The sequence below is a fragment of the Kitasatospora sp. MAA19 genome (genome assembly GCF_029894125.1).
GTDB lineage: Bacteria > Actinomycetota > Actinomycetes > Streptomycetales > Streptomycetaceae > Kitasatospora.
On record NZ_JARXYZ010000003.1, the window covers coordinates 451,846 to 471,544 of the forward strand.

19 protein-coding genes are annotated in these 19,699 nt (G+C 74.9%); 6 read left to right on the forward strand and 13 right to left on the reverse strand.

The features are described 5' to 3' along the window. Positions 1-53: 53 nt before the first annotated feature. Positions 54-566 carry a YbjN domain-containing protein gene (locus tag P3T27_RS07705; protein WP_280675600.1) on the reverse strand — a complete coding sequence of 171 codons (513 nt, stop codon included), beginning with the start codon at positions 564-566 and terminating at the stop codon, positions 54-56. Between the two features lie 95 nt (positions 567-661). After that, entirely contained in the window at positions 662-1,972 is a 1,311-nt protein-coding gene (gene mshA / locus P3T27_RS07710; RefSeq protein ID WP_280675807.1) for a D-inositol-3-phosphate glycosyltransferase, read from the reverse strand. A 278-nt stretch (positions 1,973-2,250) separates the two neighbouring features. Here mshA and P3T27_RS07715 point away from each other — a divergent pair, with 278 nt between their 5' ends. Continuing rightward, positions 2,251-3,081, forward strand: a complete 831-nt coding sequence (locus tag P3T27_RS07715; protein ID WP_280675602.1) for a class I SAM-dependent methyltransferase — start codon at positions 2,251-2,253, stop codon at positions 3,079-3,081. Positions 3,082-3,283: 202 nt separating this feature from the next. On the opposite strand, the gene P3T27_RS07720 is transcribed toward P3T27_RS07715, so the two are convergent. Next, entirely contained in the window at positions 3,284-3,847 is a 564-nt protein-coding gene (locus P3T27_RS07720) for an O-acetyl-ADP-ribose deacetylase (protein ID WP_280675604.1), read from the reverse strand. Between the two features lie 235 nt (positions 3,848-4,082). On the opposite strand from P3T27_RS07720, the gene P3T27_RS07725 reads away from it, so the two are divergent. Further along, a complete protein-coding gene (locus P3T27_RS07725; protein WP_280675606.1) occupies positions 4,083-5,555 on the forward strand; it encodes a SpoIIE family protein phosphatase in 1,473 nt (490 codons plus the stop codon). A gap of 79 nt (positions 5,556-5,634) precedes the next feature. Here the strand turns inward: P3T27_RS07725 and P3T27_RS07730 are convergent, their stop codons facing one another. The 7 genes from P3T27_RS07730 to P3T27_RS07760 all read right to left on the reverse strand — a co-directional run bounded on the left by P3T27_RS07730 (position 5,635) and on the right by P3T27_RS07760 (position 12,846). Then, a complete protein-coding gene (locus tag P3T27_RS07730) occupies positions 5,635-5,967 on the reverse strand; it encodes a DUF2516 family protein (protein WP_280675809.1) in 333 nt (110 codons plus the stop codon). Positions 5,968-6,106: 139 nt separating this feature from the next. Then, on the reverse strand, positions 6,107-6,652 hold the full coding sequence (locus P3T27_RS07735; protein WP_280675608.1) for a hypothetical protein: 546 nt from the start codon (positions 6,650-6,652) through the stop codon (positions 6,107-6,109). A 2-nt stretch (positions 6,653-6,654) separates the two neighbouring features. Further along, complete coding sequence (locus tag P3T27_RS07740) at positions 6,655-7,119, reverse strand: helix-turn-helix transcriptional regulator (RefSeq protein WP_280675610.1); 465 nt, start codon at positions 7,117-7,119, stop codon at positions 6,655-6,657. An 88-nt stretch (positions 7,120-7,207) separates the two neighbouring features. After that, complete coding sequence (locus P3T27_RS07745) at positions 7,208-8,320, reverse strand: MerR family transcriptional regulator (protein WP_280675612.1); 1,113 nt, start codon at positions 8,318-8,320, stop codon at positions 7,208-7,210. Between the two features lie 34 nt (positions 8,321-8,354). Next, positions 8,355-9,248: an RNA polymerase sigma-70 factor gene (locus P3T27_RS07750; protein WP_280675615.1), complete on the reverse strand. Its 894-nt coding sequence runs from the start codon at positions 9,246-9,248 to the stop codon at positions 8,355-8,357. A gap of 71 nt (positions 9,249-9,319) precedes the next feature. Continuing rightward, complete coding sequence (locus P3T27_RS07755) at positions 9,320-9,637, reverse strand: hypothetical protein (RefSeq protein ID WP_280675617.1); 318 nt, start codon at positions 9,635-9,637, stop codon at positions 9,320-9,322. Then, on the reverse strand, positions 9,634-12,846 hold the full coding sequence (locus tag P3T27_RS07760) for a DEAD/DEAH box helicase (RefSeq protein ID WP_280675619.1): 3,213 nt from the start codon (positions 12,844-12,846) through the stop codon (positions 9,634-9,636). The genes P3T27_RS07755 and P3T27_RS07760 overlap by 4 nt, the downstream gene beginning before the upstream one ends. 219 nt (positions 12,847-13,065) lie before the next feature. On the opposite strand from P3T27_RS07760, the gene P3T27_RS07765 reads away from it, so the two are divergent. Then, the gene (locus P3T27_RS07765; protein WP_280675621.1) at positions 13,066-13,674 is read left to right on the forward strand and encodes a YceI family protein; all 609 of its coding nucleotides are present in this window, start codon (positions 13,066-13,068) and stop codon (positions 13,672-13,674) included. A gap of 195 nt (positions 13,675-13,869) precedes the next feature. Here P3T27_RS07765 and P3T27_RS07770 read toward each other — a convergent pair whose 3' ends face one another. Next, on the reverse strand, positions 13,870-14,829 hold the full coding sequence (locus tag P3T27_RS07770; RefSeq protein ID WP_280675623.1) for a LysR family transcriptional regulator: 960 nt from the start codon (positions 14,827-14,829) through the stop codon (positions 13,870-13,872). 128 nt (positions 14,830-14,957) lie between these two features. Here P3T27_RS07770 and P3T27_RS07775 point away from each other — a divergent pair, with 128 nt between their 5' ends. Continuing rightward, positions 14,958-16,217 carry an MFS transporter gene (locus P3T27_RS07775; protein WP_280675625.1) on the forward strand — a complete coding sequence of 420 codons (1,260 nt, stop codon included), beginning with the start codon at positions 14,958-14,960 and terminating at the stop codon, positions 16,215-16,217. Positions 16,218-16,226: 9 nt separating this feature from the next. Further along, positions 16,227-16,706 carry a macro domain-containing protein gene (locus tag P3T27_RS07780; protein WP_280675627.1) on the forward strand — a complete coding sequence of 160 codons (480 nt, stop codon included), beginning with the start codon at positions 16,227-16,229 and terminating at the stop codon, positions 16,704-16,706. A gap of 34 nt (positions 16,707-16,740) precedes the next feature. On the opposite strand, the gene P3T27_RS07785 is transcribed toward P3T27_RS07780, so the two are convergent. Then, complete coding sequence (locus tag P3T27_RS07785) at positions 16,741-17,316, reverse strand: GNAT family N-acetyltransferase (RefSeq protein WP_280675629.1); 576 nt, start codon at positions 17,314-17,316, stop codon at positions 16,741-16,743. A gap of 183 nt (positions 17,317-17,499) precedes the next feature. Between P3T27_RS07785 and P3T27_RS07790 the strand changes: the two genes are divergently transcribed. Then, positions 17,500-18,300, forward strand: a complete 801-nt coding sequence (locus tag P3T27_RS07790; protein WP_280675631.1) for a TetR family transcriptional regulator — start codon at positions 17,500-17,502, stop codon at positions 18,298-18,300. A gap of 82 nt (positions 18,301-18,382) precedes the next feature. Here P3T27_RS07790 and P3T27_RS07795 read toward each other — a convergent pair whose 3' ends face one another. Further along, positions 18,383-19,663 (reverse strand): GNAT family N-acetyltransferase, encoded by a 1,281-nt coding sequence (locus P3T27_RS07795; RefSeq protein ID WP_280675634.1) that lies wholly within the window; start codon positions 19,661-19,663, stop codon positions 18,383-18,385. Positions 19,664-19,699: the final 36 nt, after the last annotated feature.

The window sequence follows — 19,699 nt, forward strand, 5'->3', positions numbered from 1 at the left end:
GGCCCCGGTCGGTCGGCCGCGGTTCGGTCGGCCGCGGTTCGGTCGGCCGCGGTTCAGTCGGCCGCGGGGGCGGCCAGGTGGGCGAAGGCGGCCAGGTTGCGGGTGGACTCCCCGCGCTTGGTGCGCCACTCCCACTCGCGCCGGATCGCCGAGGCGAAACCCAGCTCCAGCAGGGTGTTGAACGGCTCGTCGGCGTTCTCCAGGACCGTCCCGAGCAGCCGGTCCACGGCGTCCGGGGTGAGCGCCTCCAGCGGCAGGCGGCCGGCCAGGTAGACGTCGCCGAGCGGGTCGATCGCGTACGCGACGCCGTACAGCCGGGTGTTGCGCTCCAGCAGCCAGCGGTAGACGGCCTCGTGGTTCTCGTCCGGGCGGCGGATCACGAAGGCGTTCACCGACAGGGTGTGGTCGCCGACCCGCAGCGCGCAGGTGGTGCTCAGCTTGCGGGTGCCCGGAAGCGTCGCCACCAGCGTGTACGGGTCGGTGGTGGCCGGCTCCCAGGCCGCTCCGGCGTCGTCCAGGGCGGTGCGCAGGAGGGTCAGGGCCTCGTCCTTGGTGCGGATTGCCATGGGGGTGACGTTACTCGGCGGTACCGGGGGCGCGCACCAGCGGTGACGCGCCCCCGGCATCGGCGCCCGGCCCTGGGGATCGTCCGGGGCGGCGGTCAGGCCAGTCGCCGCCGGGCGGTGGCCAGTCGGCCGGCCGGGCGGGCCAGGCTGCCCGCGTACACCTCGGCGGTGGTCGCGGCGGCGGTGTCCCAGCCGAACCCGCCCGCGTGCCGGGCCGCCGCCTCGCCGCGCCGGGCGACCAGGCCCGGGTCGGTGACGTACGGCTCCAGCGCGTGCGCCCACGCCGCCGGCTCGTGGCCGGGCACCAGCGTGCCGGTCTCGCCGTCCCGCACCGCGACCGGCAGACCACCGACCGCGGCCGCCACCACCGGGGTGCCGCAGGCCTGCGCCTCCAGCGCGACCAGCCCGAAGGACTCGCTGTACGAGGGCATCACCAGGGCCGTCGCCGCGCGGTACCACTGCGCGAGCTCGGCCTGGCCGACCGGCGGGTGGAACCGCACCACGTCGCCGATGCCCAGCTGGGCGGCGAGCTTGTGCAGGCTCTCCGGCCGGACCAGCCCGGTGCCGGAGGGGCCGCCGACCACCGGCACCACCAGGTGCTCGCGCAACTCCGGGCGGCGCGCCAGCAGTTCGGCGACCGCCCGCAGCAGCACGTCCGGGGCCTTCAGCGGCTGGATCCGGCCCGCGAACAGCAGCACCGCCGCGTCCTGCGGCAGGCCCAGCCGGGCTCGGGCGGCGGCCCGCGCCGACGACCCGCCGGGGCGGAAGACGTCCAGGTTGACGCCGGGGTGGACGACGGCCAGCTGGTCCGGCCGGGCGGCGTAGTGCAGCGCCAGCTCGGCGGCCTCCTCGGTGGTGTTGGCGATCAGCCGGTCGGCCGCCTCGACCACCTGGGTCTCGCCGATCACCCGGGCTGCGGGCTCGGGCGTGTCGCCCTCGGCCAGCGCGGCGTTCTTCACCTTCGCCATGGTGTGCATGGTGTGCACCAGCGGCACCCCCCAGCGCTGCGCGGCCAGCCAGCCGACCTGCCCGGAGAGCCAGTAGTGCGAGTGCACCAGGTCGTAGTGGCCGGGGCGGTGGCCCGCCTCGGTCCGCAGCACCCCGTGGGTGAAGGCGCACAGCTGGGCCGGCAGGTCCTCCTTCACCAGGCCCTCGTACGGCCCGGCGGTGACGTGCCGCACCAGCACGCCCGGGGCCAGCTCGACGGTGGGGGCGTCGTCCGAGCAGATCGCCCGGGTGAACACCTCGACCTCGATGTTGAGCGCGGCCAGGCGCTTGGCCAGCTCGACGATGTAGACGTTCATCCCGCCGGCGTCCCCGGTGCCGGGCTGGTGCAGCGGCGAGGTGTGGACGCTCAGCATCGCTATCCGGCGCGGGCGGCGGCGGCCCGGCACGAGCGACTGCAGCCGGCCTCGCGCGGGCGGGGCGGGCTGGGCACGGCGTACCGAACGGACGGGGTGCTGGATCACCTGGCTGAAGCCTCCTCTGTGCGGCCCGTCTCGGCGGCCCGCGCACGGGCCGCCCGTTGTCCGGTGTGCGCTGCCCCGTCCCGGGCACACATCACCGCCAGAGTGCCAACCGCCTGGGCGGCGCCCGGCATTCCCGGTCCGGCGGACGAGATGCCGGGCGGGGTGACGTCCCAGGTCACAGCGGTGCCGGCAGCGGCCCGACTACCCTTCCAGGCATGGCTGCCTCCTTCGACTCCGCGACCGCGTCCTCCCGTGGGCGGACCGGACGGCCGGTGGGGACGGTCACCCGGGGCACCACCAACACCAACCGGCTGCGGCGGATGGACCGCTGGATCGCCCACACCCTCGGCCGCGCGCTGCGCACCGGCGGGCGCCCGCCGGTGGCGGTCGACCTCGGGTACGGCGCCGCGCCGTGGACGGCCGTCGAGCTGGCCGGGCGGCTGCGCGCGGTGCGCCCGGACGTCCGGGTGGTCGGGATCGAGATCGAGCCGGAGCGGGTCGCGGCCGCGCTGCCGTACGCCGATCCGCCGCTGCTCACCTTCCGGCGCGGCGGCTTCGAGGTGCCGCTGGACGGCGGCACGCCGGCCCAGCTGATCCGGGCCGCCAACGTGCTGCGGCAGTACGACGAGTCGGCGGTGGCCGGGGTGTGGCAGCGGCTCTGCGCCCGGCTGGCCCCGGACGGGCTGCTGGTCGAGGGGACCTGCGACGAGATCGGGCGACGGCACGTCTGGGTCGCGCTCGGCCCGGAGGGGCCCCGGACGGTGACCTTCGCGGCCCGGCTGGGCGGCCTCGGCCAGCCCTCCGACCTGGCCGAACGGCTGCCGAAGGCGCTGATCCACCACAACGTGCCGGGCCGGCCGGTACACGCCTTCCTCGCCGACTTCGACCGGGCCTGGGCGGCGGCCGCGCCGTACGGGGCGTTCGGGGCGCGGCAGCGCTGGGTGGCGGCCTGCACGGCGCTGGCGGGTGACTGGCCGCTGGTGGACGCGCGCGGGCGGTGGCGGCAGGGCGAGGTCACGGTGCCCTGGGCGGCGCTCGCGCCGTAGCCCGGGTCGCGGGGTCCGGCGCGGGTGAGCGAGCCAGCGCGGTGAGCGAGCCGGCGCGGGCGAGCAACCCGGCGCATTCACTCGAACGAGTTATCGAATACCCCTGGCGTGTTGACGTCCCGTCACGCCACGATGGACGCCACCGAACGGCGCCACCGCCGCCGCTCGGCCCCAGCCCTGCCCAGCTCGCCCTTCTCCGCCGTCACCCGCCCTGCCCGAGCAGCTCCCGCAAGGCCCGTTCGAACACGCCGCACATCTCCGCCCCGAACAGCACGAACCGCACCTCCGCCAGCTCCGCGCCCGCCTGCGCGTCGCCGCCGTCCAGCACCTCCGCGACGGTGCCGAGCGCGATCCGGGCCGCGTCCGCCGGCGGCCAGCCGTACACCCCGGCCGACACCGCCGGGAACGCCACCGTGCGCGCGCCCAGCTCCGCCGCCGTGCGCAGCGACTCGCGATAGCAGGAGGCCAGCAGCTCCGCCCGCTCCTCGTACTCCTCCGCCAGGTACACCGGCCCGACGGTGTGCACCACCCACCGGGCCGGCAGCCGTCCGGCCGTCGTCGCCACCGAGCGCCCGGTGGGCAGCCCCCCGCCCCAGTGCGAGGCGCGCAGCCGTCGGCACTCCTCCAGGATCCGCGGCCCGCCCTTGCGATGGATCGCACCGTCCACCCCGCCGCCGCCCAGCAGAGAGGAGTTCGCGGCATTCACCACGGCGTCCACCTGCTGTTCCGTGATGTCACCCTCGACCAGGGTGATCCGTGTCACCATCGCCCGTCCCGTTCCTCTCCCCGCCCGGCAGCCGCCGGGACGGGATGTCAGTCGTCGTCCGAGTCCGATCACCGCACCGCCACCGGCGTGGCAAAAGCCACAACGGCGCCGGTCGGCCAGAGAAATCCCCGGAGATCACGTTATGGTCGCGAGAAGTTCCCCGGCGCACGGTGCCAGGCGGGCACTGCGGACGGACGCTGACCGTTACGCACTCGGGGAAAGGGAGGAACCACCGATGCCCGCAACGGGAGACGGGCGGGCACCTGGTGCCGCGAGCCTGTCGGGCACCCATCACGGTGCCCCCGTTGGCCATGCCCGCAACCGCCCGCACGCGACCGGCTCGGCGACGACCGCTCCCCCGATACCTCACCCCCGGCCCCGGACCGGAAACCTCCCGGCCGCGGCCGACGCACCCGCCGCCGGCGGCACCGCGCCGCTCAAACTGCTGGTGATCGAGGACGACGCCTCCGACGCCCAGCTGATCAAGGCCGCGGTCGCCGACAGCGGCACCTCGATCGAGATCCACTGGGCCCGCGGCCTGGAACAGGCCGGCGAACTGCTCGCCGTGCCCTCGCACGGCCCCCGGCGCGGGCGCTCCCGCGGCAGCGAGTTCAGCTGCGTGCTGCTCGACCTCGCCGCGCCCGCCGACCTGCCGCACCCGTCCGACGACTCCGACGGCCTGGAGGGCCTGCACGAGCTGCTCCGCCGGGCCCCGCACACCGCCGTCGTGGTGCTCACCGACGCCGCCGGGGCCGAACTCGGCGCGGCCGCCGTCGCGGCCGGCGCCCAGGACTTCCTGATCAAGCACGAGACGGACGGCCCGCTGCTGGCCCGCGCCCTGCGCTACGCCGTCGAGCGCAAGCGCGCCGACGAGTCCCAGCGCCGCCTGGTCGAGGCCGAACTGCGCGGCCAGGAGAACGCCCGCCTCCAGCGCCACCTGCTGCCCACCCCACTGCTCGACGGCGCCGGCCTCTCCTTCACCCGGCGCTACCGCCCGGGCCGCCGCCGCGCCCTGCTCGGCGGCGACTTCTACGACGCCGTCCGCACCGACGACGGCACCGTCCACGTCGTGATCGGCGACGTCTGCGGCCACGGCCCGGACGAGGCCGCGCTCGGCGTCGCCCTCCGGATAGCGTGGCGCACCCTCGTCTTCGCCGGACTCACCGGCGAGACCCTGCTGACCACCCTCCAGCACGTGCTGGAACACGAGCGGCGCAGCGACGAGATCTTCGCGACGCTCTGCATGCTCGTCATCGAACCCGGCGGCGCCAGCGGCGACCTCGGCTCGCTCGGCGCCGGCGAGCAGGCCCGCCTCTACCTGGCCGGGCACCCGGCGCCGCTGCTGCTCGGCCGCGACCACCCGCCGGTCACCCTGCCCGCCGACCTCGCCGGGCCGGCGCTCGGCCTGCTGCCGTGCTACGACGGGCAGGCCGCCTGGCCCGCCCACCAGCTCGAACTCCAGCCCGGCTGGCGGCTGTTGCTCTACACCGACGGACTGATCGAGGGCCGGGTCGGGGCCGGTTCCCGCCGCCTCGGCCAGGACGGGCTGGCCGACCTCATCGGCGACCACCAGTCCGCCGGGCTCACCCGGGGCCGGCTCGTCGACAGCGCCATCGCCGAGGTCGAGGAGCTGAACGGCGGCGCGCTGACGGACGACGTCGCGGTGCTGCTGCTGGAGCGCAACCCGGTGCAGCTGATCCTCGGCTGAGCCGGCCGGGTGCCGGACACGACACGGCCCGGGCGGGTGAACTCCCCGCCCGGGCCGTGGTGTTGTCGGATCGTTCGGCCTACCAGGGCCCGTACGGGCCGGCGTTGCTGCGACCGCCGCGGCCGCCACCGCCGGTGAGCGCCCGGATCGCCGGACGCACGTCCACCATGTAGACGATCGACGCGACGAGCCCGGCGAGCGTCCCGATGCCGGTGAAGAAGTTCACCCCGAACAGCAGGTCCCAGCCGAAGGCGATCGCCAGGATCGTCAGCCAGAACGGCTTGGTCTTCTTGTCCGCCGCCCGGTAGGCGTCCTCACGGCGGGTGACCGCGTCGAGCAGGGCGAACAGCTTGAAACCCAGGATGGCCACGGACAGCCACCAGATCGGGTTCAGGTAGGCCAAGTCCAGAATCTGGGCCACTCCGCCCATCGTGCTCTCCTCTGTCTCTCGGCTCCGGCGCACCGGCCGCCGCCCATCCTGGCACGGCGGGCCGTCCGCTCCGTGTCAACGTTCCGCGGTCACCGGATGTGCCCGTCCGGCGCGCCTTCACTCACTCCGCGCGGTCGGGGCCCTTCCGGGCGCGGGCGGCCTTCTTCGGGGCGCCCTGGGTGCCCGCGTCGCCGGTGTCGGCGTCGTCCTCGATCAGCTCGGCCTCGACCAGCTCGGCCTCGAGCGACTCCGGCACCTCGGCCGGCGGCGCGGTCTCGCCGGGCACGCCCGGACGGGCCCGGTCCACCACGACCTTGCCGCGCTCGGCCAGCTCGTCGTACGTCTCCTTGGCCTTCACCGCCAGCTCGACCGCGCGGCCGACCTGCTGGAGGGCGAAACCCTGGGCCCGCTCCTGCAGCACCCTGAGGTCGGTGGGGAGCGTCGTGACGGTCTCGGCGACCTTGGCCTGCGCCTCGACCAGCTTCGTCTGCGCCTCCTGGAACCGGGCGGTGGCCTTCTCCTGCGCGCCCTTGCGGTCCGCGGCGAGCGCCTCCACCCGGCCCGGCACCTCGCGCAGCTTCTCGTACGCGAGATCCCCGGCGCCGGCGATGGCGTACAGCGGGGTCGGGTCGCTGAGGGTCTTCTTGATCTCGTCGGTGATCGGCATGGTTACCGGTCCTCCCGGTGGGTGTTCTGGGTGGCTGAGCCGTCGGTCGTCGGGCCGGAGGCTGGTGGAACGCCGGTACCGGCACCGGCCGCGGGCGCGCCCTCGGCCACCGGACCCCGCAGGGCGGCGTTCTCCTTGAGGAAGGCGTCGTAGACCGCGAGCAGCGCCTGCTTCTGCTGCTCGTTGATCAGCGGATCGGCCAGGATCGAGGCCCGCAGCTCCAGGCCCTCACCGCGCCGCTCCTCCAGGATCCCGGCCTGGACGTACAGCGTCTCCGCCGAGATCCGCAGCGCCTTCGCGATCTGCTGCAGGATCTCCGCGCTCGGCTTGCGCAACCCGCGCTCGATCTGGCTGAGGTACGGGTTGGACACGCCTGCGGCCTCCGCCAGCTGGCGCAGGGAGTACTGCGCGTTGCGGCGCTGCTCGCGGATGTACTCGCCCAGCGAGCCGACGTTCAGTGAGGCCATGCCAGCAGCCTGCAACATCCCGCTTGCACATGCAAGCAGGACGCTAGCAGCAGCAAACGGCGCGGCGGCCCGAGCCCCGACCGGGGGATCAGGTGAGTTCGGGTGCGCGGACCGGCATCAGGAGGGAGTAGGTGCCGGCCCGGCCCGGGGTGCGGATCGCCAAGGGGGCGATCGGGCCGCCGAGTTCGAGCACCAGCTGCTCGGGGCGGCCGGCCCGCAGGGCGTCCAGGAGGTAGTCGCGGTTGACCGCCACCCTCAGGTCGCCGGGCGTGGGCTCGGGGCCGGCGACCGCGAGGCGGCCGTCCGCCGCCAGGGTGAGGACGGTGACCGGGCAGTCGGCGCCGTTCGGGCCGGAGGGCAGGGTGCGGATGACGCCGTTCTCGACGGCGCCGCGCAGTTCGGCGGCGGACAGGTCGATCCGGTGCCCGGGGTCGAGCCGGGTCAGCGCCCGGTAGTCGGGGTAGTCGAAGTCCAGGGCGGCGCCCTCGATCCGGTGGCCGCCGGTCTCGGCCCGGACCAGGCCGCCGCCGAGGGTCAGCGCGACCTCGGGCGTGCCCGCGCCGAGCAGCGCGCGCAGGGCGTCCACCAGGGCGGTCGGGACGATCGTGCCGCCGACCGGTCGGTCGGGCACCGCAGTGGCAGGAACCTCGGCGGCGGGCACCTCGGCGAGCGCCATCCGGTAGCGGTCGGTGGCGACCAGGCGCAGCACCGGGCCGTCCGGCTCGAACAGCACCCCGGCGAGCGAGGGGACTTCGGGGTCGACGCCGACCGCGAAGCGGACCGCGTCCAAGGCGGCGGCCAGCTCCTCGGCCGGGACGGTGCAGCGGAGTTCGGCGGGGGTGGTGGTCATCGGTTGCTCCCTCTGGTCGATCATCACGCGGATCAGGGAGAGCTCGCGGCGGGCGTCGGCGAGGCCGTCCTCCAGCCGGCGCAGGTGCGAGTCGAGCACCCGCCGGGCCTGGCCGGAGCCGGGCACCGCGCCGAGCACGGCGCGGATGTCGGCCAGTGGCAGGCCGACCCGGCGCAGCCGGGCCAGCAGGCGGGCGTCGGCGAGTTGCCCGGGCCGGTACCAGCGGTAGCCGGTCTGCGGGTCGACCCAGGCGGGGGTGAGCACCTCGGCGCCGTCGTAGTAGCGCAGGGTGCCGACGCCCAGGCCGCTGGCGCGGGCCAGTTCGCCGATGCTGTGCAGCTCGCTCTCCATGCCGGTGACTCTGCGGGCTCGACCAGGTCGAGGGTCAAGCCCGGCCGGTGAGGTGGGTGAGCTTCGTCGGGTTGCGGACGGTGCGCAGCTCCGCGATCCGGAGCCGGCCGTCGGGCTCCTCCACGAAGTCGAACACCGAGACGGCGTCGACCGCGCCGTCCAGGGTGAGCAGCACCCCGGGCTGGCCGTTGACCAGGACCGGCCGGGCTGCGACGCCCTCGCCCAGCTGGTCGAGCACCCCGAGCAGGAAGCGGGCGACGTTGCCGGCGCCGGTGACCGGGCGCAGGGCGGCGCGGACCACGCCGCCGCCGTCGGTCCAGGCGGTGACGTCGGGGGCGAGCAGCTCCAGCATCCGGTTGAGGTCGCCGCCGACGCAGGCCGCGAGGAACTCGTCGGTGGCGCGGCGGCGCAGCTCCGGCGGGGCGTCGTAGCGCGGCCGGCGGGCCTGGACGTGCGCCTTGGCCCGGCTGCCGACCTGCCGGCAGGCGGCCTCGGTGCGCTCCAGCGCCTCGGCGATCTCCCGGTAGGAGAAGCCGAAGGCCTCCTTGAGCACGAAGACGGCCCGCTCCAGCGGGGACAGGCTCTCCAGCACCACCAGCAGGGCGAGCGAGACGGTCTCGGCGCGCTCGACGTCGCCGGTCGCGTCCGGCTCGACGACCAGCGGTTCGGGCAGCCACGGGCCGACATAGGCCTCACGGCGGACGGCGGCCGAGTCGAGCCGGTTGAGCGCGAGGTTGGTGACCGTCCGGGCCAGGTAGCCGCCCGGGTTGGCGACCGGACCGGTGACCTGGCTCCAGCGCAGCCAGGTGTCCTGGACCAGGTCCTCGGCGTCGGCGATGCTGCCGAGCATCCGGTAGGCGATGCCGAAGATCATCCGGCGGTGCCGCTCGAAGTCGTCGAGGCCGGGGGCGCTGAGGATGTCGGTCACCGTTCCGACGCTACCGCACGGGCATCGGCGCGGCTGGGGGCGCGTCAGCCGCATCAGCTGCACCCATCGCGTCAGCTGCGGAAGGCCTCGTAGGCGGGGGCGAGCAGGGCGGCCAGGTCGCGGCCGCGCACGGTGACGCCGGAGCGGCCGAGGCGGTGCGGCGAGGGCTCGTCGGGGTCGTCCGCCGGCTCGGGCGGGGCCGGGCGCAGGGTGAAGTCGCCACCCCAGTAGGCGGCGACGTTCACGACGGGGGTGTTCACCGCAGGGGCGTTCACGGCGGGAGTGGTCACGGCGGGGGCGTGGTCGCCGTCGGGTGTGCGGCCGTCGTCGGGCACGGGTCGTCCGTCCGTCATGCGCCGTCCGTCCGTCATGCGTCCTCCGTCCGTCATGCGTCCTCCTCCGCGACGGCGTCCTCGCGGGTGAGCGCGACCAGTTCGCGCAGGGCCTCGACCGGCAGATCGGTGAGCCAGCGCTCCCCCTCCCCCACCACCGCCTCGGCCAACGCGCGCTTGGCGGCGAGGAGTTCGTCGATCCGCTCCTCGACAGTGCCGACGCAGACCAGGCGGCGGACCTGGACGTCCCGGCGCTGGCCGATCCGGAACGCGCGGTCGGTGGCCTGCTCCTCGACCGCCGGGTTCCACCAACGGTCCAGGTGGATCACCTGGTTGGCGGCGGTCAGGTTGAGACCGGTGCCACCGGCCCGCAGCGAGAGCAGGAACACCCGTGGCCCGTCCGGGGATTGGAAGCGCTCCACCATCTCCTCGCGGCGGCCCCGGGGGACGCCGCCGTGCAGGTAGAGCACCTCCTCGCCGAGCCGGCGGGCCAGGTACGGGCGGAGCATCTCGCCGAACTCGGCGTACTGGGTGAAGACCAGCGTCCGGTCGCCCTCGGCCAGCGCCTCCTCCAGCAGCTCCGCCAGCCGGGCGACCTTGCCCGAACGCTCGCCCAACGCCGATCCGTCGTGCAGCAGTTGGGCCGGGTGGTTGCACACCTGCTTGAGTTTGCCGATCGCGGCCAGCACCGTGCCGCGCCGCTCCACGCCCCGGATGCCCTCGACCCGCTGCAGCAGGTCGGCCACCACGGCCTGGTAGAGGCCGGCCTGCTCGGCGGTGAGGCTGCACCAGACCGTCATCTCCTGCTTGGCCGGCAGCTCGGCGGCCACCGCCGGGTCGGACTTGAGCCGGCGCAGCACGAACGGGGCGGTGCGGCGCTGGAGTTCGGCGGTGCGTTCGGGGCTGCGGTGCAGTTCGACCGGGATCGCGTAGCGCTCCTTGAAGCGTTCGGCCGGGCCGAGCAGGCCGGGGTTGGCGAAGTCGAGGACGGCGTGCAGTTCGGCGAGCCGGTTCTCCACCGGGGTGCCGGTCAGGGCGATCCGGTGGCGGGTGACGGGCAGGGCGCGGACGGCCCGGGACTGGGCGGTGCCGGCGTTCTTGACGTGCTGCGCCTCGTCGGCGACCACCCGGCGCCAGCGGATCGCGCGCAGCGCGGCGAGGTCCCGCTGGACCAGCCCGTAGGTGGTGATGACGAGGTCCACCTCCCGTACGGCGTCGGCGAGTCGGTCGGCGCCGAGCCGGCCGGAGCCGTGGTGGACGTGCCACCGCAGGGCGGGGGCGAAGCGCTCGGTCTCCCGCTGCCAGTTGCCGACCAGGGACATCGGGCAGACCAGCAGGGTGGGGCCGACCGCTCCCTCGGCCTGCTCGACGGCCAGCAGGGCGAGGGTCTGGACGGTCTTGCCGAGGCCCATGTCGTCGGCCAGCACGGCCCCGAGGCCGAGCCCGCTCATCGACCGCAGCCAGGCCAGGCCCCGTTCCTGGTACGGGCGCAGGGTGGCCCGGAAGTCCGGTGGCAGCGCGGGGGCGGGGGCCGGGGCGGCGCGCCCGGCGAGCAGGTCGCCGAGCGGGCCGTCCGCGCGGACGCCGGTGACGGGCAGCCCGGCGACGGTCGCCTCCGGGTCGAGGGCCAGCCGCAGCAGGTCGGCGGTGGCCAGCACGCCGTCGCGTCGGTCGGCGAGGAAGGCGAGCGCGGCGGCGATCTGCGCCGGGTCGGCCTCCAGCCAGGTGCCGCGGACCCGGACCAGCCCCTGCTTGGCGGCGGCGAGTTCGGCCAGCTCCTGTTCGGTGAGCGGCGCGCCGTCCGGGCCGAGCGCGGCCTGCCAGCGGAAGGCGACCACGGCGTCCCGGTCCACCTGGGCGGTGACGGCGAGCGTGCCGGGCGCGGGCGGGGTGGTGGCCCGCAGGGTGAGGCCGAGCCGGGGCCGGCGGCGCCACCAGGCGGGCAGCAGCACACCGAAGCCGCCCTCGGCGAGGGCCGGCGCGGCGGTGCGCAGGAAGTCCAGCGCCCCGGCCCGGTCGAGCGGGAGGGCGGCCGGGCGGGAGCGGTGCCGCAGGCCGTCCAGGGCCGGCCAGCGGTGGGCGGCGCGGGCGAGTTCGGAGACCAGGACATCGGCCGGGTCCGGCGCCTTGCGGGCCAGCGCGGCGCGGGCGGCGCCGCCTTCGTGCAGGTCGGCGGCGCGGACCAGCAGGGAGGGCTCGTCGACGGCCTGGAGCAGGGACTCCAGCTGCCAGGCGTCGTCGGAGGGCCTGCCCTCGGGGTCGTCCGGGGCGGGCCCGAGCGGCTCCAGCAGGCGGAAGCAGAGCCGGAGCGCGGGTGCGGTGGGTTCGGCGGCGGCGTACCAGGCGGCGATCCGGCGGCGCAGTTCGGCGAAGCCGTCAGAGGGGACGTCGGTGAGGCCGCCGTCCGGGGTGGTCAGGGCGTGCAGCCAGCGCTCGGCGGCACGACGGGTTCCGGCGCCGACGGTTCCGGCGCCACGGGTCTCGGCGGCACGGGTCTCGGCGGCACGGGTCTCGGCGGCACGGGTCTCGCCGCCCGGGACCAGTGGGGGCGCGCCGACCAGCGCGGCCCGGGCCTCGGCATCCACCAGTGCGCCCAGCGCGGCGTCCAGCAGGGCCTCGCCGGTGCCGCCGCCGGCCGGCCACTCCCCCAGCAGGACGGGCGGGCAGCCGGCCGCCAGCTCGGCGGCCTCCCGACGGGCGGCCGGGGTGAGGTCGGGCCGCCAGCGGGCCTGCGGGCGGCCGTCCGTCAGGACCGGCAGTGGCAGCACCCGGCCCCGGCCGACCGTCCGCCAGGCGAGGTCGTGCACGCCGGTGAGCCAGCGCAGCGAGGGCCCCTGGACGACCTCGGCGCGCCCGGCGCCGGGCAGGTCGGTGCTGGTGACGGCCCAGTACGGGTCGAAGACCTCGCCGAGCAGCTGGGCGGCCGCCCCGGCGTCGAAGAGCAGCGCCGGCACCCGCCAGGGCGCCAGGACGGCCGCGCCCCGCGCCGGGGTGACCGGCAGATCGGGTGAGGGCGCGGGCAGCGCGCCGACGGTGGGCAGCAGCAGGGTGGCCCAGCGCTCGGGGGCCTGGCCGGCGAGCCAGCCGAGGCCGGGCCCGATGCCGCCGAGCACGGCGGCCAGTTCGCCGGCCGGGCAGGCGTAGGGGTGGGCGCGCGGGGCCGACCGGTCGGGGCGCGATCCGGTGGCGCCGGGGTGGGCGCGGGCGTCCTCGGCCCAGAGGGCCAGCCGTCCGTCCGCCCGCCAGAGCGCGTGCAGGACGAACATGTGGGGGCCTTCCGGTCGGCGGAGCCGTCCTTCGCAGCCTAACCGGGCGCTCCGACAGGGCGGGTCCGTCGAACGGTCCGGAACACGCCCCCGGAACACGCCCCCGAAAACACCGCGGAACACGCCCAGCGATTGTGGTTGAAACTTGAACGAAAGAGCCTTACGCTGGAGCCAACAAGTTGAAGCCTAAACAAATGGCTTCGAACCCGAGGAGGAGCCATGGGCCTTTTCAACCGCACCAAGACCGCCACCCCCGCCACCGCCGTCGCGACCCCGGCGGGCCCGGACCTCGCCCACCTGACCGGCGACTGGGCCATCGACACCACGCACAGCGAGGTCGCCTTCTCGGTCCGTCACGCCATGGTGACGAACGTGAAGGGCCGCTTCACCGAGTACGACGGCAAGCTGCACCTGGACGGCACCACCCCGGGCAACTCCTCCGCCGACCTGGTGATCAAGGTCGCCAGCATCGACACCAACCAGGCCCAGCGCGACGAGCACCTGCGCACCGGCGACTTCTTCGCCGCCGAGGCCTACCCGGAGATCCGCTTCCGCAGCACCTCGGCCGAGCGCCGGCACGGCGACACGTACCGGATGCACGGCGAGCTGACCATCAAGGACACCACCCGCCCGGTCGTCCTGGACCTGGAGTACACCGGCAGCGCCACCGACGCCTACGGCGCCGAGCGGGTCGGCTTCGAGGGCAGCGCCGTCCTCGACCGCACCGCCTTCGGCCTGACCTACAACGCGGCCCTGGAGACCGGCGGCGTGCTGATCGGCGAGAAGGTCAAGCTCAGCTTCGACATCTCCGCCGTCAAGGCGGCCTGACCGGCCGTCCACGGCTGCCACCCCAGCGGGACCCGCCGTACGGCCCGGTCCGCGCGCCCACCGCCCCTGCCGACCCCCGACGGCAGGGGCGGTGCCATGTCCGCCCGCACGCCCCGGGGGCCGCGTTTCCAGACCCTGGGCACCCGTGCTCCGCGCACCGGGGCCCTCAGCACCCTCGCCGGCCGACCGCGCCGATCAGCCGAGCAGCGCCGCGTCCGCCACCGGCAGCCAGCTCCCCGACGGCCGGTGCAACCAGCCCTCGGCCGCACCGAGCCCGGTGGCCGCGGCGACCAGCGCGGCCAGCCCCGGGTGGCGCTCACCGGGCCGGTGCACCAGGCTGACCAGGCTCAGCGGCACCGGCTCCACCAGCGGCAGGTTCACCACCCCCGGGATCCTCGGCCCGCCGACTGTGGTCAGCATCGGGTCGCCGTGCCGGGCGAGGTAGCGGGCCGTCTCGTCCACGCCCACCGGCGGGACGTACGGCGCGGCCGGTGTCAGGCCGTGCTCGCGCAGCAGGCGGACGCCGAGGTCGGTCCACTCGGTGGTGGCCGGGTTGCCGGCGCAGACGTCGACGGGGTGCCCGGCCAGCTCGGCGAGACGCAGCGCGGGGCGGCCGGCCAGCGGGTGGGTGTCCGCCATCATCACCGAGATCCGCTCCAACCGGACCGGACGCTGGGCGAGTTGGTCGCGCAGCTGGGCGGGCAGGCCCGCGTGCCGGCCGAAGGACACGTCCAGCCGGTGCGCCAGCAGTTCGGCGGCCGCCGCGGTGAGGCCACCGTGGAAGCGGGCCAGCAGTTCCCCCTCCGGCCAGGCGGCGCGGGCCCGTTCGAGCACCCGGTCGGCGGTGAGGTCCGGGCCGGTGACGTCGCTGTTCAGGTCCAGCAGCAGCGGCCGGGTGGCGCCCGCCAGGATCTCGTCGTGCAGGGCGAGGAGCCGGCGTGCCCGGGGCAGCAACCGCAGCCCGGCCGGGGTGAGTTCGACGCTGCGAGTGGTACGGGTGAACAGTGCGTCGCCGAGCAGCCCCTCCAGGGTCCGGATGTCCCGGCTGAGCGCCTGCTGGGCGACGTGCAGCCGCCCGGCGGCCCGGCCGAAGTGCAGGGTCTCGGCGGTCGCGACGAAGCCGCGGAGCAGGCGGGGGTGCAGGTCGCGGGGCATGGGCGGCAGATTAACAACACGCCGTTCCGACAACATCCTGTTGTGAATGCGGCGGAACAGGTGTTGGACGGCCACCGGGCAACGCGGCGAGGCTGGGGGCCTTCCCCTTCACCCTCCCCAGGAGCCCGATGCCCTCGCGCGCCCTCTTCGCCTCCTACCGGCGGCTGTTCGCGGCCCCCGGCGCCGCCGCCTTCACCCTCGCCGGGCTGCTCGGCCGGCTCGCGCTGTCGATGAACGGCGTCTCGCTGGTCGTGCTGCTCGCCGAGCGGCGCGGTTCGTACGCGCTGGCCGGCACCGTCTCGGCGACCGGGCTGGTCACCGGCGCGATCGGGATGCCGCTGCTCGGGCGGCTGGTGGACCGGTACGGGCAGGCGCGGGTGGCCGTACCGGCCGCGCTCTACAACGCCGCCCCGCTCGCCGCCCTGCTGCTCTGCGTCCGGCTCGGCGCCCCCGACTGGACGCTCTACGCCTGCTGGGCCGCCTGCGCGGCCGCGCCCAACCTCGGCGGCATGGCCCGGGCCCGCTGGGCGTACCTGTACCGGGCCGACCCGGCCGCCCGGCACCTGGCCAACTCCCTCGAACAAGCACTGGACGAGCTCTGTTTCATGGCCGGGCCCGTCCTCGCGATGGCGCTCTGCACAGCGGTCACCCCGGAGGCCGGGCTGCTCGCCGCCGGGACGCTCGGCACCACCGGCGCCCTGCTGTTCGCGGCCCAACGGCGCACCGAACCGCCGCTGCCCGCCCGCTCGGCGCGCGACCGCCACGGCTCGCCGCTGCGGGTACCCGGACTGCGCGTGCTGCTGCTCACCTTCCTCGCCACCGGCATGGTCTTCGGCTCGACCGAGATCACCACCGTGGCGTACGCCGACACGCTCGGGCACAAGGCCGCCGCTGGCGGGCTGCTGGCACTGGTCGCGGCCGGATCCTGCGCGGCGGGGCTGCTGTTCGGGCTGCTGACGCCGCGTCGGTCGCCCGGCCTGCGCTTCCTGTGCGGGACGGCGGCGATGGCCGGCGTGCTGCTGCTGCCGCTCGCCGCCGGACTGGGCGGGGCCGGGCTCGGCCTGCTCGGGGTGGTGCTGTTCGCGGCCGGCACGGCCACCGCGCCGACCATGGTGACCGGGATGACACTGGTCCAGGAGCTGTTGCCGCAGCGGCAGTTCAACGAGGGGATGGCGGTCGCGGTGTCCGGCATCGTGGTCGGCATCTCGGGCGGTGCGGCGCTCGCCGGCGCGGTCGCCGAGCACACCGCCCCCGGTACCGGCTACCTGCTGCCGGCCGCTGCGGCGGTGCTCGCCCTACTGATCGCCCTGGCCGGACGCCGTTCGCTCGCGCCCGCCCGGCGGGCCCCGGCGGAAAATGCCGAGCGGGCTGTCAGTACCTCGGTCTAGCGTTCGGGCATGGCGGAAATCACCTATGTCCGAGGCGATGCCACCGCGCCCCGGGGCAAGGGCGTGAAGGTGATCGCGCATGTCTGCAACGACCTCGGCGGCTGGGGCAAGGGCTTCGTGCTCGCGCTGTCCAGACGCTGGCCCGAGCCCGAGGCCGCGTTCCGGCGCTGGCACCGGGAGCGGGCGGGGAACGACTTCGGTCTCGGCGCCCTGCAGGTGGTGCAGGTCGAACCGTACGTCTGGGTGGCCAACCTGGTCGGCCAGCGCGGCATTCGGACGGGGCGCTCCACCGGGGCGCCGGTCCGGTACGAGGCGATCGACACCGCGCTGGCCGCGCTGGGTGACCGGGCACCGGAGCTCGGCGCCTCCGTCCACATGCCGCGGATCGGCTGTGGGCTGGCCGGCGGCCGCTGGGAGCGGGTCGAACCGCTGGTGGCCGCACGGCTGGTGGCGCGGGGGGTGTCGGTGACGGTCTACGACCACGACTAGGGCCGGTCGCGGACCGGGGGTCTGACAGCAGGCCCTAGGCGGACGCCCGGCCCGCTCCGCCCACCGGGTCCGTCGCACGGCGCTCGGCGGGCCAGCTGTACACGTACTCGGGCAGCACGTACCCGCCCGGGAACACACCCTCCTGCGCACCCGTCCGCACGCCGCCCTCGCGCTCGTAGAAGGCGACCGCGCGGGTGTTGCCGCGCAGCACCTCCAGGTACAACTCGGCCCCGGGGTGACGTTCGGCGACGTGGGCGCGGGCCGTGGCGAACAACGCGCGGCCGATGCCGCCGCCGGTCCGGCCGGGGCGGACGTGCAGGTTGTCGACCAGCACCCGGCCGTCCGGCTGCGGGACGAGGTAGACGAACCCGACCATCTCCCCGGCCTGTTCGGCGATCAGCAGTTCGGGCTCGGCGGCCGGATCGCCGTAGTCGACGGTCAGGCGCAGCTCCCACAGCTCGCGCCGCTGGACCGGCAGCCCGTCGCCGAGCGCCTCCTCGGGGACGATCCCGCGGTAGGTGGTGCGCCAACTGCGGGCGTGCAGGTCGGCGACGGCCGCGGCGTCCTGCGCGCCGCCGCGCCGGATGGTGGTCCGCACGGAACTGATCATGTGACGAGCCTCCCACATCATTGGAGTTGAACATGTTCAATCGAAGCCTCTACAGTTCTGCCACGCCTTTGAACGTGTTCGAAATCATGGGGGCGGTGGGTGCGGCACCGGGCGTGGAGGGGACGCCCGGTGCCACATCCACCGACACGGGCTGGAGCCTCGTCTCCGGTTAGGCTCGTCCCCGTGGACGACCTGGCAGCGACGAACCGAACGGACGGCACGAGCGGTGCGGCCGAGCCCACGGCCGCACCCGGCACCGAAAGCGGGCCCCTGCCCGGCGGCCGGGCACAACCGAAGACCGACAAGAGCGAGCAGACCCGGGCCCTGATCCTGGAGACGGCCATGCGCCTGTTCCAGGAGCGCGGCTACGAGAAGACCACCATGCGCGCGATCGCCACCGAGGCAGGCGTTTCGGTCGGAAATGCTTACTATTATTTTTCGGCGAAGGAATTCTTGATTCAAGGATTCTATGATCGAATGACGCATGACCATGCGGCGGATGCCAGGAATCGCATGGCCAATACTCGGGATTTTTCCGAGCGGCTGCAGATCACGCTGGAATCCTGGCTCGACACGGCCGCGCCGTACCACGAGTTCGCCGCGCAGTTCTTCCGGACGGCCGCCGACCCGACCAGCTCACTGAGCCCGTTCTCCAACGAGTCGCACCCGGCGCGGGCGACCGCCGTGGAGCTGTTCCGCGACGTGCTGCAGGGCTCCGAGCTGGCACCGAAGCTGGACGCCGAGCTGGTCGAGCTGCTGCCCGACGTGCTCTGGCTGCACCTCATGGTCGTGGTCCTCTACTGGGTCTTCGACCGGACCGAGGACACCGAGCGGACGCGGGAATTCGTCCGCCGGTCCACTCCCATGGCGGCCCGGGTGATCAACCTCTCGCGCTATCGGGTATTCCGACCGATCGTCCGCGACGCCAAGGGCCTTATTCAGGACTTCATCCTGCCCACTATTGGGAAAACCGCCGTCAAGTAGCCTGCGCCAGGCCCGGCTTGGACCGGCCGAAGGCCGGCCCGCGGCAGTGCGGACCGGCCTTCGGCGGGGTGCGGCAGCCCGCTCAGAACAGGTCCGGGTTCCAGGGCTGCAACGGCGTGCGCAGCAGCAGGTCGGCGGCGGCCGCCGCGCCCGGGCGCAGTTCGGTGAGCAGGCCGGCCGCGAGCAGCCGGGGCGCCGTCTCGCCGCCCAGGTAGAGCGAACCCAACTCGGAGGAGTCCAGGGCGAGATCGGCGTCGTCCGTGGTCCGGGTGCAGCGGCCGGTGCCGTCCGCGGCGACCTCGATCGCCCAGCGGCCGGAGGCGTAGCCGAGCCGGTCCTCCACCTCCAGCACCACCCGGCCGGGCGCGCCGTACGTCCGGGCGTCGAACGCGGCCGCCACGTCCAGCACCCGCAACCAGGTGAAGTCGGCGTTGTCCACGTACGGGGTGGCGGCGCGCGGGTCCTGGAGCAGCAGCGGCAGCGGGTCGTCCGCCCCGATGTTCTCCGCGACGACCTTGCGCACCCAGTCGACGGCGAGGACGAAGCGCCACAGCTCGGCGGCCGTCGCCCGGTCGAGGGCGAGGAAGTCGGCCACGGTCAGGACGCAGTTCGGGTAGCTGCCGTCCCACTTGTCGTCGATCCGGTAGACCACCAGGCCGGTGACCACGCCGTCGGCGTCGCGGTGGACGGCCGCGAACGGCTCCTTGAACTCGAAGCCCGGCACCTGGAGCTCACCGGTGCTCCGCTTCCACCACAGCTCGTCGCGGGCGATCGCGCCCGGCTGGGTGCGCCGCCAGCGCTCGTGCAGGTCGGCGCCCAGCTCGCGCAGCTCCGCCATGGTCACGAAGTCGATCCGCCCGCCGGGCACGGTGGGCAGGTCGTCGCGCAGGCCGCGGGTGCGGAGCAGGTCGATGTTCCAGCCGTGGCCGCGGGTGGCCGGCCCGTAGCCGTAGCGGCCGTAGATGTTGTACTCGGCGGCGATCAGGATGGCGACCGCCGATCCGCGCTCGGCGGCGGCCGCGAGGTCGCGGCGCATCATCGTGCCGAGCAGGCCCCGGCGACGGTGGGTGGAGCTGACCGTCACACCGGTGACGGCGTCGGCCTGGACGACGGCCCCGCCCGGGACGGTCAGTTCCACGTCGAAGCTGCGGAAGGTGGCGATGCAACGGTCGCCGTCGAAGCCGGCCAGCATGCGGCCCGGCTGCCACTGCCGCCGGCGGAAGTCGGCCGCGCTGTCCGCGTGCGAGCGCAGGAAGCCCAAGGAGAGGGCCCGATCCCACGCGGCCACCTCGCCCTCGGTGATCGCGCGGATCTGGAGGCCGTTCACGATGTCGACGGCCCCGTCATCGGTTGTGTTGCCCATCGGGCCACCGTACGGCCGTCGTTGTCCGACGGCACC